At 72.6% G+C, this 13,993-nt stretch carries 14 protein-coding genes; 6 read left to right on the top strand and 8 right to left on the bottom strand.

Translation table 11 applies throughout. The annotated features are described in order from the left end of the window. Positions 1-51: 51 nt before the first annotated feature. Together AADR41_RS07920 and AADR41_RS07925 are read left to right on the top strand one after the other, a co-directional pair. Positions 52-1,587 carry a S8 family peptidase gene (locus AADR41_RS07920; protein WP_342280644.1) on the top strand — a complete coding sequence of 512 codons (1,536 nt, stop codon included), beginning with the start codon at positions 52-54 and terminating at the stop codon, positions 1,585-1,587. A 96-nt stretch (positions 1,588-1,683) separates the two neighbouring features. Further along, positions 1,684-3,216, top strand: coding sequence for a CoA transferase (locus AADR41_RS07925; RefSeq protein ID WP_342280645.1), 1,533 nt, complete (start codon positions 1,684-1,686; stop codon positions 3,214-3,216). On the opposite strand, the gene AADR41_RS07930 is transcribed toward AADR41_RS07925, so the two are convergent. The 8 genes from AADR41_RS07930 to AADR41_RS07965 all read right to left on the bottom strand — a co-directional run bounded on the left by AADR41_RS07930 (position 3,206) and on the right by AADR41_RS07965 (position 10,926). Beyond that, positions 3,206-4,249 carry a zinc-dependent alcohol dehydrogenase family protein gene (locus AADR41_RS07930; protein WP_342280646.1) on the bottom strand — a complete coding sequence of 348 codons (1,044 nt, stop codon included), beginning with the start codon at positions 4,247-4,249 and terminating at the stop codon, positions 3,206-3,208. The genes AADR41_RS07925 and AADR41_RS07930 overlap by 11 nt on opposite strands. 21 nt (positions 4,250-4,270) lie before the next feature. Beyond that, positions 4,271-4,960 carry a lysoplasmalogenase gene (locus AADR41_RS07935; protein ID WP_342280647.1) on the bottom strand — a complete coding sequence of 230 codons (690 nt, stop codon included), beginning with the start codon at positions 4,958-4,960 and terminating at the stop codon, positions 4,271-4,273. Next, entirely contained in the window at positions 4,957-5,835 is an 879-nt protein-coding gene (locus AADR41_RS07940) for a sterol desaturase family protein (protein WP_342280648.1), read from the bottom strand. Before AADR41_RS07940 ends, AADR41_RS07935 begins: the two co-directional genes overlap by 4 nt. A 150-nt stretch (positions 5,836-5,985) precedes the next feature. Beyond that, entirely contained in the window at positions 5,986-6,699 is a 714-nt protein-coding gene (locus tag AADR41_RS07945) for a VIT1/CCC1 transporter family protein (RefSeq protein ID WP_342280649.1), read from the bottom strand. Positions 6,700-6,724: 25 nt separating this feature from the next. Further along, complete coding sequence (locus AADR41_RS07950; protein ID WP_342280650.1) at positions 6,725-7,954, bottom strand: amidohydrolase family protein; 1,230 nt, start codon at positions 7,952-7,954, stop codon at positions 6,725-6,727. Further along, positions 7,954-9,234: an amidohydrolase family protein gene (locus AADR41_RS07955; RefSeq protein ID WP_342280651.1), complete on the bottom strand. Its 1,281-nt coding sequence runs from the start codon at positions 9,232-9,234 to the stop codon at positions 7,954-7,956. The genes AADR41_RS07950 and AADR41_RS07955 overlap by 1 nt, the downstream gene beginning before the upstream one ends. A gap of 10 nt (positions 9,235-9,244) precedes the next feature. Then, entirely contained in the window at positions 9,245-10,129 is an 885-nt protein-coding gene (locus AADR41_RS07960) for an SDR family NAD(P)-dependent oxidoreductase (RefSeq protein WP_342280652.1), read from the bottom strand. Continuing rightward, the gene (locus AADR41_RS07965; RefSeq protein WP_342280653.1) at positions 10,126-10,926 is read right to left on the bottom strand and encodes an acetoacetate decarboxylase family protein; all 801 of its coding nucleotides are present in this window, start codon (positions 10,924-10,926) and stop codon (positions 10,126-10,128) included. The genes AADR41_RS07960 and AADR41_RS07965 overlap by 4 nt, the downstream gene beginning before the upstream one ends. Positions 10,927-11,070: 144 nt before the next feature. Here AADR41_RS07965 and AADR41_RS07970 point away from each other — a divergent pair, with 144 nt between their 5' ends. The 4 genes from AADR41_RS07970 to AADR41_RS07985 all read left to right on the top strand — a co-directional run bounded on the left by AADR41_RS07970 (position 11,071) and on the right by AADR41_RS07985 (position 13,954). Beyond that, complete coding sequence (locus AADR41_RS07970; RefSeq protein ID WP_342280654.1) at positions 11,071-11,733, top strand: TetR/AcrR family transcriptional regulator; 663 nt, start codon at positions 11,071-11,073, stop codon at positions 11,731-11,733. Between the two features lie 40 nt (positions 11,734-11,773). Then, entirely contained in the window at positions 11,774-12,772 is a 999-nt protein-coding gene (locus AADR41_RS07975; RefSeq protein WP_342280655.1) for a DEDDh family exonuclease, read from the top strand. Positions 12,773-12,836: 64 nt separating this feature from the next. Beyond that, positions 12,837-13,070 (top strand): hypothetical protein, encoded by a 234-nt coding sequence (locus AADR41_RS07980; RefSeq protein WP_072482991.1) that lies wholly within the window; start codon positions 12,837-12,839, stop codon positions 13,068-13,070. A 71-nt stretch (positions 13,071-13,141) separates the two neighbouring features. Continuing rightward, positions 13,142-13,954 (top strand): SURF1 family cytochrome oxidase biogenesis protein, encoded by an 813-nt coding sequence (locus AADR41_RS07985; RefSeq protein ID WP_342280656.1) that lies wholly within the window; start codon positions 13,142-13,144, stop codon positions 13,952-13,954. Positions 13,955-13,993 lie beyond the last annotated feature (39 nt).

The raw sequence follows: 13,993 nt of genomic DNA on the forward strand, positions 1-13,993 counted from the left end.
ACTGGATGCGCCCCGTGTCCGGTCGACCGGTACGGATGATGTGGAGACCCCATGGCTCATCTGGGATCCAGACGGACGCGCGCACTGTCGTTGCCCGTCGGATTGGCACTCACCGCTTCGCTCGGTTTCCTGCCGACCGCGGCCGCCTCTGCCGCACCCCTGGACGCGCAGCCCGCGGCTGCGGTGTCGACGGACGGCCCGAAGCTCTCGTACGTGGTCAACACGCGGAGCAGCCACGGGACCGTCAAGCAGGTGAAGAAGGCGATAGCCGCGGCCGGCGGCACGGTGGTGGTCGCCTACGAGCAGATAGGCGTCATCGTCGTCCACTCGCAGAACCCGGACTTCGCGCAGACGATCCGCCGGGCCAAGGGCGTCGATTCGGCCGGGGCCACCCGCACCAACCCGATCGTTCCTCAGGCCACCACGGACACCGGGGTCGAGCAGCCGCTCACCGCCGCGCAGGCAAAGGCCGCGTCGGCCGAGGCCACGGGCGACCAGGATCCGATGGAGCCCCTGCAGTGGGATCTGCCCGCCATCAAGGCGGACCAGGCGCACAAGCGGACGCTCGGCAGCAGCAAGGTCACGGTCGCGGTCATCGACACGGGCGTCGACGACACCCACCCGGACCTGGCGCCGAACTTCGACCGCGGCGCGTCGGCGAGCTGCGTCTCCGGGGCGCCGGACACCACGGACGGGGCCTGGCGTTCGGCGCCGACCGAGAGCAACCACGGCACGCACGTCGCGGGCACCATCGCCGCCGCGAAGAACGGCGTCGGGGTGACGGGTGTCGCCCCGGGCGTCAAGGTCGCCGGCATCAAGGTGGCGAACCCGGACGGCTTCTTCTACACCGAGTCGATCGTCTGCGGCTTCGTCTGGGCCGCCGAGCACGGTGTCGATGTCACCAACAACAGCTATTACACCGACCCGTGGATGTTCAACTGCAAGAACGACCCGGACCAGGGCGCCCTGGTCGAGTCCGTCGCGCGCGCCACGCGGTATGCGGAGAGCAGGGGCACGGTCAACATCGCCTCGGCCGGCAACAGCGGCTTCGACCTGGCCTCCGACGCGATCGAGGACACCACCAGCCCGAACGACACCTCGGCCGTCACCCGGACGATCAACCCGCGTGAGTGCCTCGACATCCCGGTGCAGCTGCCGGGCGTCGTGACGGTCTCCGCGACCGGCGCCAAGGGTCTGAAGGCCTCCTACTCGAACTACGGCAACGGCGTCATCGACGTCGCGGCCCCGGGCGGCGACTCCACGGTCTACCAGACGCCCGCCCCGCCGGCCACGAGCGGCCTGATCCTGTCCACGCTGCCGGACGGCAAGTACGGCTACAAGGCCGGTACGTCGATGGCCTCCCCGCACGTCGCGGGTGTCGCGGCCCTGATCAAGTCGACGCACCCGCACGCCTCGGCGGCCACGGTGAAGGCGCTGCTGAGCGCCCAGGCCGACGCCACCGCGTGCGGTGCCCCGTACGACATCGACGGTGACGGCAAGATCGACGCCGTCTGCGAGGGCGGCAAGAACCGCAACGGCTTCTACGGCGCCGGTGTGGTGAACGCGCTGAACGCGGTCCGCCGGTAGTCGGGACGCGGAACGACGGGAGGGCCGGTCCAGAGTCTCCGGCCGGCCCTCCCGGGCCCCTTTCCCCTCGATGGCACTCAGTGCCATAGTGCGGGAATGAATCAGGCCCCCCTGTCCGGTACCGAGCAGGCCTGGGCGGCGCTCGGCGGCGACCCCGCGCTCCTCGCGCGCCTCGGGTCCTCTGCGCACCTCGGGTCCTCGACACCCCCCGGGTCTCCTGCGCACCTCGGGTCGCGCGGCTCCGGCGAGCTGCTTCCCGCCCGGCTGCCCGTCATGGAGCTGGCCCGTTCCGCCGTCGCGGTCTGTTCGCTGGCCGCCGCCGAACTGGCCGCGCGCCGCACCGCGCGCCCCGTGCCACGGGTCCGGATCGACGACGGCGCGGTGGCCACGGCGTTCACCAGTGAGCGCCATCTGCGGATCGACGGGCGCGCGGCAACCACGTTCGCCCCGCTGTCCCGGTTCTGGCGCACGGCCGACGGCTGGGTGCGCACGCACGCCAACTACCCGCACCACCGGGCCCGGTTGCTCGCCACGCTCGGGCTGCCCGCGGACACCCCGGACGACATCGCCGTGGACACCGCCGCCGCCTCGTTCGCCGGGCGCGCGAGCGACGAGATCGAGCGGACGGTGTACGCGGCGGGCGGCCTGGCCGTGGCCGCCCGTACGCCCGGCGAGTGGGCGGCCGACCCCCGTGGCGCGGCCCTCGCGGGCACTCCGCTGGTGGGCAGGGACCGTATCGACCATGCGACGGCGCGCCGGACGGCGGCGCTCGCCGGTGAACCGCTGCTGCCCGCCGCCGGGTTGCGCGTGCTGGACCTCACCCGGGTCATCGCCGGGCCGGTGGCCACCCGTACGCTCGCGCTGCTCGGCGCGGACGTCCTGCGGATCGATGCCCCGCAGCTCCCGGAGAGCCCGGACGCACACTGCGACACCGGTTTCGGGAAGCGGTCGGTGGACCTGGATCTCGGCAGCCGCTCCAGTGCGGCCGCGTTCGACGGGCTGCTGGCCGACGCGGACGTGGTCGTCGTCGGCTACCGGCCCGGTTCCGTCGAACGGTTCGGGCTCACGCCGCAGGCCCTGGCCGCGCGCAGACCGGGGCTGGTGATCGGGCGGCTCTCGGCCTGGGGGCACGGTCCGTGGGCGCGGCAGCGCGGTTTCGACAGCCTGGTCCAGGTGGCCACCGGCATCGCCTCCGTCGAGGCCGCCGGCCCCGGGGCCCGGCCCGGAGCGCTGCCCGCCCAGGCGCTCGACCACGGCACCGGCCATCTGCTGGCCGCCGCCGTGCTGCGGGCGCTGACCGAGCAGCACGACGAGGGCGGCTCCCGGCTGGTCACGCTATCGCTCGCCCGGACCGCCGCCTGGCTGCTCGACGAACTGCCGCGCTGCGGGAAGCCGCATGCGGACGCGGATGCGGGCGCGAATGCGGGCGCGAATGCGGGCGCGGGCACAGCGGCGAGTGCGGCCGCGGCTCCCTCGTACGACCCGGAGAAGTGGCTCACCGAGACGGACGGCCCGCTGGGACGGCTGCGGCACGCGGTGCCACCGGTCGCCTTCGAGGGCTCCCCCGCCGGCTGGTCGCGCCCGCCCGGCCCGCTGGGGGCGGACGCGGCCGTCTGGCTCACGGCTTGATGAGCACCTTCAGCGCCGTGCGCTCGTCCATCGCCTTGTAGCCGACCGGGACGTCGTCGAGGCCGACGGTCAAGTCGAAGACGGGCGACGGGTCGATCGTGCCGGCCAGGACGTCGGGGAGCAGCTCCGGGATGTACGTGCGCACCGGGGCCACGCCGCCGCGCAGGGCGATGTTCCGGTCGAACATGACGCCGAGGTCCAGGCCGGTGCCGCTGCCGTGCGGCACACCGACGTAGCCGATGGAGCCGCCGTCGCGGGTGATCCCGACGGCGGTGCGCATCGACTGTTCGGTGCCTACGGCCTCGATCACGGCGTGCGCGCCCTCGCCGCCGAGCAGTTCCCGTACGGCTTCGACCGCCGCCTCGCCGCGGTCGGCGACGACGTCCGTGGCGCCGAAGGAGCGGGCGATGTCCGTGCGCGCCCGGTGGCGGCCGAGCGCGATGATCCGCTCGGCGCCGAGCCGCTTGGCGGCCATGACGCCGCAGAGTCCGACCGCTCCGTCGCCGACGACCGCGACCGTGGAGCCGGGCTTCACGCCCGCGCCGACGGCGGCGTGGTGTCCGGTGCCGAGCACGTCGGACAGGGCGAGGAGCGCGGTGAGCAGGTGGTCGTCGGCGGCCGCGGCGGCGGGGAGCTTGATCAGCGTGCCGTCGGCGAACGGGACGCGCACGGCCTCGCCCTGACCGCCGTCGGATCCGGCCGAGCCCCAGAATCCGCCCTGCGGGCAGGAGGTCGTCAGCCCCTCGGCGCAGTAGGCGCAGGTGCCGTCGGACCAGACGAACGGGGCGACCACGAGATCACCGACGGCGAAGCCGGCCACGTCGGAACCCGCCTCCTCGACGATCCCGAGGAACTCGTGCCCGATGCGCTGGCCCGGCTGCCGGGCCGATTCCCCCCGGTACGCCCACAGGTCGCTGCCGCAGATGCAGGCCCGCAGGACCCGCAGCACCACATCGGTGGGCTGCTGGATCGCGGGGTCGGGCACCTCCTGCACGCGTATGTCGTGGGGGGCGTGGATGACGGTGGCGCGCATGCGTGGGGGTCCTTGCCGTTCTCAGCTGCTGGTACTCCGTTCACGGTACGCCCCGGGAGCGACACCACCCCATTCCGGCCCTGGTGCGAGCGCTCCGGCGGTCAGCAGGAACTGCGCCGCGATGTAGGTGAGCATGACCCAGAAGTCGGGCGCGGGCAGCTGCGGCCAGTCCGCGATGCCGGTGGCGATCAGCGCGTCGGAGAGCAGGAAGAGCGCCCCGCCGGCGGCCGCGTACCGGCCGAGCGTGCCGGCCCGGAACGCCATCGCCGTGAGCAGCAGGCTGTAGCCGGTCATCGGGATCCGCATGTCGGCGGGCAGCCCGGGCCAGAGCAGCGCGACGAAGACGGTCAGGACGACGGCGTACGCGACCCCGGCGGGCAGCGAGCCGCGGGCCCGTCCGAAGAGCCACAGGTAGCAGACGTGCCCGACGGCGAAGGAGCCCATCCCGACGAGGAAGGCGGCATCGGCGTCGGCCAGCAGGAACGTGTCACCGCCCCAGCCGAACAGCAGCGCCGCGACGAGCAGCCGGGGTCCGCGCCGGGCGGCGGCGTACCCCGCCAGCAGCGGCATCAGCAGCGGCTTGGCGACCAGATGGGCGGCCGGGACGCCGGCGAGCAGCCCGGCGAGGTCGACGGCCGAGGCCACCAGGAAGGCGATGAACAGCGGTCGTACGAGACGCTCCCGCCGGTCCGGTACGGCGTCCGCGCTCATCCGGTGCGCTCCTGCGCACCGGCGGCCGTCCGGGCGGCCGTTCCGCCCGGCTGCCAGCCGGGCCCGCGGAAGATCCGCCCGGCCCGCTCGCCCCAGCTGCCCGCCTTCCGCACGTCACGGGCGATGGCGGCGTACTCGTGGGTGGCGACGCGGAGCGGATTGAAGGTGTCGATGTTCTTGGTGAGCCCGAACACCGGCCGCTCGGTCTCGGCGGTGAACGACCCGAAGAGCCGGTCCCACACGATCAGGATGCCGCCGAAGTTCCGGTCCAGGTAGCCGCCCTGCGACGCGTGGTGCACCCGGTGGTGGGAGGGCGTGTTCAGTACGTACTCGAAGGGCCTGGGCAGCTTGTCGATGCGTTCCGTGTGCACCCAGAACTGGTAGACGAGGTTGGCCGACGAGCAGAAGGCGAGCGCCGCCGGATGGACCCCGCACGCGATCATCGGCAGGTAGAACGGCCAGACGGTCAGCGAGGTCCAGGGCTGGCGCAGCGCGGTGGAGAGGTTGAACTTCCGGCTGGAGTGGTGGACCACGTGGCAGGCCCAGAGGATCCGGATGACGTGGTGGCCGCGGTGGGACCAGTAGTAGAAGAAGTCCTGTGCGAGCAGCATCAGCAGGACGGTCCACCACAGCACGGGGACGCGGAGCGGGGTCAGTTCGTAGACCGCGGTGTAGATCGCGACGATGGGCACTTTCCACAGCAGGTCGAAGACCAGGCTGCCCAGCCCCATGGTGATGCTGGTGACGGCGTCCTTCGTCTCGTATCCGGCGGCGTCCTCGTCGGGGTGGAAGTGGTGGAGGGCCATTTCCAGAACAGTGAGCAGGACGAAGGCCGGTATGGACCAGAGCACTACATCGGGCAGGTTCGGCGGCATGCGAGCACCGTAGAGCCGCAGGTCGGCCCGGGACTAGACGTTGTTACCAACAAGTATGCGAGACACGGTGTCAGCAGTCTTTGGTGACTTCTGCCAAATGCGTTGCCCCTGCGGGGCACCCGAGCCCGGCGTGATCCGAACGGAGCGCCCTCAGACCCCCGCCGCCCCCAGCAGATGCCCCGCCCCATAGGTCACCGCCATCGCCAGCGCTCCCCCGCACATGTTCCGCAGCACCGCCGGCCCCGCCGCCGCCTCGCCCAGCCGGGCGCTCCACCAGCCGGTGAGAGCCAGCGCGGCCAGTACCGACAGCACCGTGACCAGGAGCCGCAGCGACGCCGGGGGCAGCACGATCGCCAGCAGCGGCAGCAGCGCGCCGACCGTGAACGCCAGGAAGCTCGCGCCCGCCGCGTGCCACGGGTTCGTCAGCTCGTCCGGGTCGATGCCCAGCTCCACCACCGCGTGGGCGCGCAGCGCATCGCGTTCGGTGAGCTGGACGGCGGCCTCGCGGGCGACCTCACGGCTCAGGCCCTTGCCCTCCAACAGGCCGGTCAGCTCGACCAGTTCCGCCTCGGGTGCCTCCTTCAGCTCCTGCTTCTCCGTGGCCAGCGCGGCCATCTCCGAATCGCGCTGGGTGGAGACGGAGACGTACTCGCCCGCCGCCATCGACATGGAGCCGGCCAGCAGTCCCGCCAGACCGGCGGTGAGCAGGGTGCCCCGGTCGGCCGTGGCGCCGGCCACGCCGACGACCAGTCCGGCGGTGGAGACCACCCCGTCGTTGGCGCCGAGGACCGCGGCACGCAGCCAGTTCAGCCGCGTGCCGAGCCCGTTGCCGTGCGGTTCGTCGTGCGCCCGGATATCCGTCACCCGGGGATGGTCTCACCCTGCCCGGTCACCAGACGCGCACCGACCCGCCCGGAGCGAAGGCGGGGCTGGTCGCGCCGGCCGGGACCTCCTTCAGCGGCTCGGCGATCTCCTCGACCGTCGGGCCGACCTCGGCCGCGACGCGGTCGAGCGCCGCCAGGTCGAAGCCGTAGACGCGGGCCGCGTTGCCGCCGGTCATCGCCGCGACCTCCTCGGGCGCCACGCCCGCGTACGCGATCCGCAGGGCCTCCCTCGTGTACGGGGCGGTGCCCTCGTCGTGCGGGTAGTCGCTGCCCCACATGATCTTTTCGAGGCCGATCCGGTCGCGCAGCGGCGCCTCGTGGGGGCGCATGAAGCTGGCACCGACGTAGCAGTTGTCGCGCCAGACCTCGCCGGGGCTCGCGCCCATCGAGGCGGCCAGGCCCGCGCCGAACCTGGATTCGGCAGTGGTCGCCCGGGTCGCCGCCGCGACGAGGCGGCCGTGGTAGTAGTCGAGCATCTCGACGACGCCCGGGATCCAGCCGGAGCCCTGTTCGGTGAGGACCAGTTTCAGTCCGGGGTGGCGGCGGAAGGCCCCGCCGAAGATCAGGTGCCACAGCGCCCGGTGGGAGAACCAGGTCGTCTCCACCATGAAGACGGCGCGGGCCGCCGGTTCGTCGCCGAGCGGCGGGGAGGCCGAGCCGCCGTGGTGGTTCACCGGTACGTCCAGCTCCTCGCAGACCGCCCACAGCGGGTCGTACGTCCGCGAGTACAGCTCCGGGACGCCCGAGCCGGGCGGGGCGCCGGGCAGCAGGATGCCGCCGGTGAGTCCCGCCTCCTTGGTGCGGCGGATCTCGCGGACCGCCTCGGCCGGATCGTTGAGGAGGATCTGCGCGACGCCCGCCCGCCGGCCCGGCGCCTGCGCGCAGAAGTCGGCGAGCCAGCGGTTGTGGGCGCGCAGTCCGGCCCAGCGCTGTTCGTACTCCTGCCGGGAGGGTGCGGGGGCCATCAGGGAGGCGGAGGGGAAGAAGGGCGGGATGGTGTTGGGGAAGACGACCTCCGCGACGATGCCGTCGGCCTCCAGTTCGGCGAGGCGGCGGGCGGAGTTCCAGTTGCGGTCGGCGGTGTCGGCGAGGAGGTCCTCGTACGGATTGACGTACGTGGCCGCCCACGCGTCGAAGTCGTCGTGGTGCTTGGACTCCAGGTAGGGCCGGTAGTCCAGGAGGTCGGCGCCGGCGTGGCAGTCGGCGGAGATGACGGTGTAGCGCTCGCGGGGCATCAGCCGGCCCCCAGGACCGGGAAGTCGTGGCCGGTCAGCCAGTGCCGGCCGGTCTCGCGCGAGCGTGCCCAGGACGCCTCGACCGCCGTCTGGTCGGGGCTCTGGCCCAGGTCGGCGGGGGTGGGGCCGATGCGTTCGGCGATCGGGGCGAGCTTCGCCGTGTCGAAGCCGAACACCTCGGCGGCGGCGAGGCCCAGCATGCGGCGGGTCTCGGCGACGGGGATGTCGTGGAAGGTGTCGCGCAGCCACTGGGCGGTGTTCGGCCAGGTGCCTTCGGGATGCGGGAAGTCGCTGCCCCACAGGATGTTGTCGACGCCGATCTCGTACCGCTGGGCGAGTTCGCGGCGCTTGGTGTTCGTGGCGCAGATGAAGACCTGGCGGTCCAGGTACTCGTGCGGGGGCCGCTTCAGTTCGGCGAACGGGGAGAGCTTCTTGCCGCCGTGGGCGCCGAGGTAGAGCCGGTCCATGAACCACAGGAGGTTCGGCAGCCACCAGCAGCCGGACTCGGCGACGCCGAACCGCAGCCCGGGGTGGCGTTCGAAGGCGCCCGACCACAGCAGGAACCAGAGCGGGCGGGACGGCCACCAGGTGACCTCGGAGACGTAGATCCCGAGGTGGTCGCCGTACTCGTGGCGCGGGGCCGCGCCGGAGTGGGTGACGACGGGCATGCCCGTCTCGGCGGCGGCCGCCCAGACGGGGTCGTACCGCCGGTCGTGGTAGGGCGCCTTGTCCACCCACATGGAGGGGATCATCAGCGCGCCGAGGCCGGATTCCTTCGCCCGGTGGATCTCCGCGACGACCCGGTCGACCTCGCCGGTGACGGGCAGCAGGGCGACCCCGCAGTGGCGTTCGGGGTTCTGCGCGACGAAGTCGGCGAGCCAGCGGTTGTGCGCCTGCGCGCCCGCCATGCCCAGCTCCGGGTCCTGGTCGCCGGAGAGACCGAGGCCGACGCCGAACGGGGCGGCGGTCCGGCTGTCGACGGCGTCCGCGTCGGGGAAGACCACCTCGGCGGCCACCCCGTCGCCGTCCAGTTCCTTCAGGCGCCGGGCGGCGTCCCAACCGCCCTTCAGACCCTCCTCGTTGTCGTGGAACCACTTGTCGGCGAAGGCCTCGTTGCGTACGCCGAGGCGGGTCATCTCCTCACGGCGGCGGTCGCGGCCGGCGAGGAAGTCGTCGAACTCCCGGTGGAAGCGGGGATCGAGATAGGGCCGGTACTCCTCGGTGGGCAGCCCGGCGTGGCAGTCGGAGGAGATGATCAGGTACGGGTCGTCGTCGGACATCGCTCGCTCCTCAGTCGAGAATGAAGTTCTCCAGGTACGACGGGTTGGCCCGGTCCAGCATCGACTGCGACCTGGCGCGGATCTGCCGGTCGCTGTGCTCGCTGTCCGGCAGCATCCAGAAGCGGCCGGCACGGATCCCGTCCACGACGGTCGCCGCGACGTCCTCCACCGGGGTGAACTCCACCTCGTGGCCCGCCTCCCGCATGGCGGACTCCCACTGGCCGAGGCTGCGGTACGGGGTCCTGCGCGGGCGTTCCTTGGCGTACCGCTGCGGCCGGTTGCGGTGCGACTCCCACAGTCCGGTGCGGAGCATGTGCGGGCCGGGGAAGAGCACCGAGGCGCCGACCTCGACGCCCTCCGCCCTCAGGTGCGCGTACAGCGACTCGGTCATCGTGACGACGGCGGACTTGGTGACCGCGTACACGGAGGCGGTCGGCAGCGGGGCGATCCCGCCGTCCCCGGACGAGGTGTTGACGACGTGTCCGGGGGCGCCGCCCGCGATCATGCGGGGCACGAACGCCTGGATGCCGTGGAAGACACCCCAGACGTTGACGGCGAACGCCCACTTCCAGTCGTTCGGCTCGTGCTCCCACATCCGGCCCTCGGCCCCGGAACCGACCCCGGCGTTGTTGCACAGCACGTGCACGGCGCCGAAGGTGTCGTACGCGGCCTCGGCCAGCGCCTGCACGGATTCGCGTTCGCCGACGTCGACGCCCCTGGCCAGCACCCGCGCACCGTCCCGGCGCAGTTCGCCCGCCGCCTCGCCGAGCGCGCCCTCCTCCACGTCGGCGAGGACCACCTTCAGCCCCTCGGCGGCGAACCTGCGTGCCATCGCGAGGCCGATGCCGCTCGCGGCGCCGGTGACGACGGCGACCTGGCCCTCCTCCAGTCTCATCGGACGCTCCCTTCCGGCGGTCCGTCGTGGATCTGCTGCGGGTCGTCGTAGCGCTGGTGGATGTACGGCAGCAGCGCCTCGGCGCTCACCCGGGCCACGGCCCTGCCCTGCTGGTCGCTGGTCTTCTCGCCGATGGTGAGCTCGACCAGCCGGCGTACGGGGAGGTCGGCGACCGGGTCGTACACCGACTCGCGCAGCACCACGTCGCCCGAGATCCGTTCCAGCCTGCGGACCTTCTCGTGGCGGGTGCAGTGGACCAGGACGGGGTCGGAGTCGAAGCCCTCGCCGTCCACGGCGGGCAGGTACTTGAAGTAGAAGTCGAGCTTGCCGGCCGGTTCGGGCACAGGGAGCGGTCCGCTCACCGCGCCGCGCACCTCGACGAACGCGATGCCGTGCCGGGCGAGCGCGGCACGGACGACGAGGCCGTCGCGTTCGACGGTCACCTCGCCGAGCTTCTTCGGTTCGCCGAACACCTCACGGCCGCCGATCAGCGCCCGTTCATGGGTCATCGGCATGACGAGCGGATACCAGCCCTGGTGGCCGTCGTGGATCGCCGCGACGGCGACCGAGCCGGCACCGAGCGGGTAGCCGGGGAGCTCGACCGTACTGATACCGGCCCGGACGAGCGGGCGCTCGGCGGGCTTGAGAGGTGGCGGGAGGACGGCCGCCACCGCGTCGGGGTCGCTCTCCCAGAGGGCCACCACGCCGGTGGACCAGATGTCGGGGAGCCGGGAGCGGGCCGCGCGGGCCGCCGCGATCTCGGCCCCGGTGCGCGCGCCATACCGTACGCGTGCCATGTCGTACCACCCTTCTCGGTCGTCCGTGTCTCGCGTTCTCCGCGTCTCGCGTTCTCCGTGCCGGGTTCTGTAACACAGTTACACCGATGCCGATGAAGGGTAAATAGGCATGCGTGCAACGGATTTCGAGAACCAGGGAGCGCTGTGGCGCGATCGTCGCTGACCCGCGAAGAGGTCCTGGACACGGCCGCCGCCCTGCTGAAGCGGCACGGCCCGCAGGCCCTCACCATGCGCGCCCTCGCCGCGGAGCTGGGCACCGCGGTCACCTCGATCTACTGGCATGTCGGCAACCGCGAGTCGCTGCTGGACGCCCTCGTCGAGCGCACCGTGCGGGAGATGGGCACCCTGCGCCCGGCCGGCCGGACCCCGGCGGCCCGCATCGTCTCCGTCGCCCGCGCCCTGCGCCGCGAGCTGCGGGCCAGACCGCATCTGATCGCGATGGTCCACGAACGGGGGCTCACCGAGCGGATGTTCCTCCCCGCGCAACAGGCCCTCGTCCACGAGGTGCACGCCGCGGGGCTGCGCGGGGCGCGGGCGGCCGCGGCGGTGCGGGCGGTGCAGTTCCAGACCGTCGGTTTCCTGCTCGTCGAGCGCAACCGGGAGCGGTCCCCCGTCCAGTCCCCCGGTGAGGGCGATCTGTGGACCGCCTCCGCCGCGGACGGCGATCCGGCGCTGGCCCGCGCCCTGGCCCGGCCCGCCGACCCGGACCGGCTGTTCGCCGATTCCGTACGGGCTCTGGTGGAAGGGCTGCTGGCCGGCCCGTACGGCAGCGGCCGGACGGCGGAACCGGGACGCGGGGGCGGATGACGGCCGAATAGGAGACTGTCAGTCGCGGCCCGTATTCTCTGTGACCATGCTCGACGACCGCCAGACCGCAGCACCGTGGCCGACCGCCTACCCGCAGGGGTACGCGGTCGTCGACGTGGAGACCACCGGACTCGCACGGGACGACCGGATAGTGTCCGCCGCCGTCTACCGCCTGGACGCACAGGGCAACGTCGAGGACCACTGGTACACCCTCGTCAACCCCGAGCGCGATCCCGGCCCGGTCTGGATCCACGGCCTGACCAGTGAGGTGCTCGAAGGCGCCCCGCTCTTCCCGGAGGTCGCAGCCCAGCTCTCCGAGCGGCTCGCGGACCGCGTCCTCGTCGCGCACAACGCGGCCTTCGACTGGTCGATGCTGGCCCGGGAGTACGCCCGGGCCTCGGTCGTGGCCCCCGTCGAGCAGCGGCTGTGCACCATCGCGCTGGCCAAGGAGCTGCGGCTGCCGCTGCCCAACCACAAGCTGGCGTCGCTGGCCGCGCACTTCGGCGTCGTGCAGCAGCACGCCCACCACGCGCTGGACGACGCCCGGGTGCTGGCCGAGGCGTTCCGGCCGAGTCTGCACGCGGCGGCGCGGGGCGGGGTGCGGCTGCCGCTGCTGGAGTGCCGGCCGCTGACCGAGTGGTCGGACTCCCCGGTCACACCGAGGATCGGCCATCAGCCTTCGCACGGTCAGAACAGCTGGCGCGCCTCGCGCAAGCTCCCGCCGTGCCCGTATCCGAACCCCGGGCGGTACGAGAAGGACAAGCCCCTGATGCAGGGCATGCGGGTGGCCTTCTCCGGGGACACCTCGGTGGACCGCGAGCTGCTGGAGGACCGGGCCGTGGAGGCGGGGCTGCACGTGGCGACCAGCGTCTCCCGGCTGACCAGCCTGCTGGTCACCAACGACCCGGACGCGGCGACGTCGAAGACGGTCAAGGCGAAGTCGTTCGGCACCCCGATCCTGGACGAGAGCGCCTTCACCCATCTGCTGCGCGATGTGGCACCCGCCTCCGGCCGGGTGCCCGCGCCGTCATCGGAGTGAACCGGCGGCGACTCGCCCGCCCACCGCTCGCCCGCCCCGGCCCCGGCGTCCCACCCTGTGGCGCATGGCACGTTGTGAGGTTTGCGGAAACGACTACGGGATGTCCTTCGAGGTGCACGCGCAGGGCGCGGTGCACGTCTTCGACTGCTTCTCCTGCGCCATCCACCGCATGGCACCCATCTGTGAGCACTGCCGGGTCCAGATCATCGGCCAGGGCGTCGAGGTCGACGGGCACTGGTTCTGCGGCGGCCACTGCGCCCGCGCCGAGGGGAAGGTGGGCATCATCGACAAAGTCTGAGCAGCGGCCGCAGCGCCCGCTTCCCCGACCCCTGCGCGAGGCGCCCCACGGCAGAGTTGTACCGTCGTGGGGTGTACCGCTTCCTGTTGACCCGGCAGTGGCTGATCCTCGCCCTCCTCGCCCTCGTCCTGATTCCCACCATGGTCGAGCTGGGCCTCTGGCAGCTGCACCGGCATGAGCACAAGGTCGCGCAGAACGCCCTGATCTCCCGCAATCTCAAAGCGGCGCCGGTGCCGGTCGCCTCGCTCACCGCCCCGGGCCACACGGTCCCGCGCTCCGACTACTGGCGGACGGTGACGGCCACCGGCACGTACGACACCAGGCATCAGGTGGTCGTACGCCGCAGGACCTCCACCGACGGCCGGATCGGCGTCCACGTACTGACCCCGCTCGACCTCAAGGGCGGCGGCACGGTCCTGGTCAACCGGGGCTGGGTGCCCTCCGCCGCGAGCCAGCAGGCCTTCCCCGACGTGCCGGCCGTGCCCCGGGGCGAGGTGACCGTCACCGGCCGGCTCAAGGCCGACGAGACGACGAGCGCCAGCGGCATCAAGGACATCTCGGACCTGCCGGACCGCCAGGTGATGCTGATCAGCAGCGCCCAGGAGGCCAAGAGGCTCGCCCGGCCGGTGCTCGGCGGCTACATCGAGCAGACCGCGCCCGAGTCCGTCGGCGACTTCCCGGAGCTGATCGAGGCCCCCGACGACGGCTCGATCGGCCCGCACATGGCGTACGCCGTGCAGTGGTGGCTCTTCGCCGCCGGTGTTCCCGTCGGGTACGTGGTGCTGGCGCGCCGGGAGAAGCGCGACCGGGCAGAGGCGGCGAAGGCCGCTGCCGGGGAGCAGCGGCCCGCCGAGCCGGAGAAGCCGGAACCCGCCACGGCCTGACGACGTGTCCGCCGGATGCGGGCCGGGACGTTCCCGGCC

The sequence above is a fragment of the Streptomyces sp. CLV115 genome, assembly GCF_038448545.1.
Classification (GTDB): Bacteria; Actinomycetota; Actinomycetes; order Streptomycetales; family Streptomycetaceae; genus Streptomyces; species Streptomyces sanglieri.

Coding starts and splice junctions, on each gene's coding strand:
- AADR41_RS07920 (WP_342280644.1), top strand. CDS start 52: ATGGCTCATCTGGGATCCAGACGGACGCGCGCACTGTCGTTGCCCGTC.
- AADR41_RS07925 (WP_342280645.1), top strand. CDS start 1,684: ATGAATCAGGCCCCCCTGTCCGGTACCGAGCAGGCCTGGGCGGCGCTC.
- AADR41_RS07930 (WP_342280646.1), bottom strand. CDS start 4,249: ATGCGCGCCACCGTCATCCACGCCCCCCACGACATACGCGTGCAGGAG.
- AADR41_RS07935 (WP_342280647.1), bottom strand. CDS start 4,960: ATGAGCGCGGACGCCGTACCGGACCGGCGGGAGCGTCTCGTACGACCG.
- AADR41_RS07940 (WP_342280648.1), bottom strand. CDS start 5,835: ATGCCGCCGAACCTGCCCGATGTAGTGCTCTGGTCCATACCGGCCTTC.
- AADR41_RS07950 (WP_342280650.1), bottom strand. CDS start 7,954: ATGCCCCGCGAGCGCTACACCGTCATCTCCGCCGACTGCCACGCCGGC.
- AADR41_RS07955 (WP_342280651.1), bottom strand. CDS start 9,234: ATGTCCGACGACGACCCGTACCTGATCATCTCCTCCGACTGCCACGCC.
- AADR41_RS07960 (WP_342280652.1), bottom strand. CDS start 10,129: ATGAGACTGGAGGAGGGCCAGGTCGCCGTCGTCACCGGCGCCGCGAGC.
- AADR41_RS07965 (WP_342280653.1), bottom strand. CDS start 10,926: ATGGCACGCGTACGGTATGGCGCGCGCACCGGGGCCGAGATCGCGGCG.
- AADR41_RS07980 (WP_072482991.1), top strand. CDS start 12,837: ATGGCACGTTGTGAGGTTTGCGGAAACGACTACGGGATGTCCTTCGAG.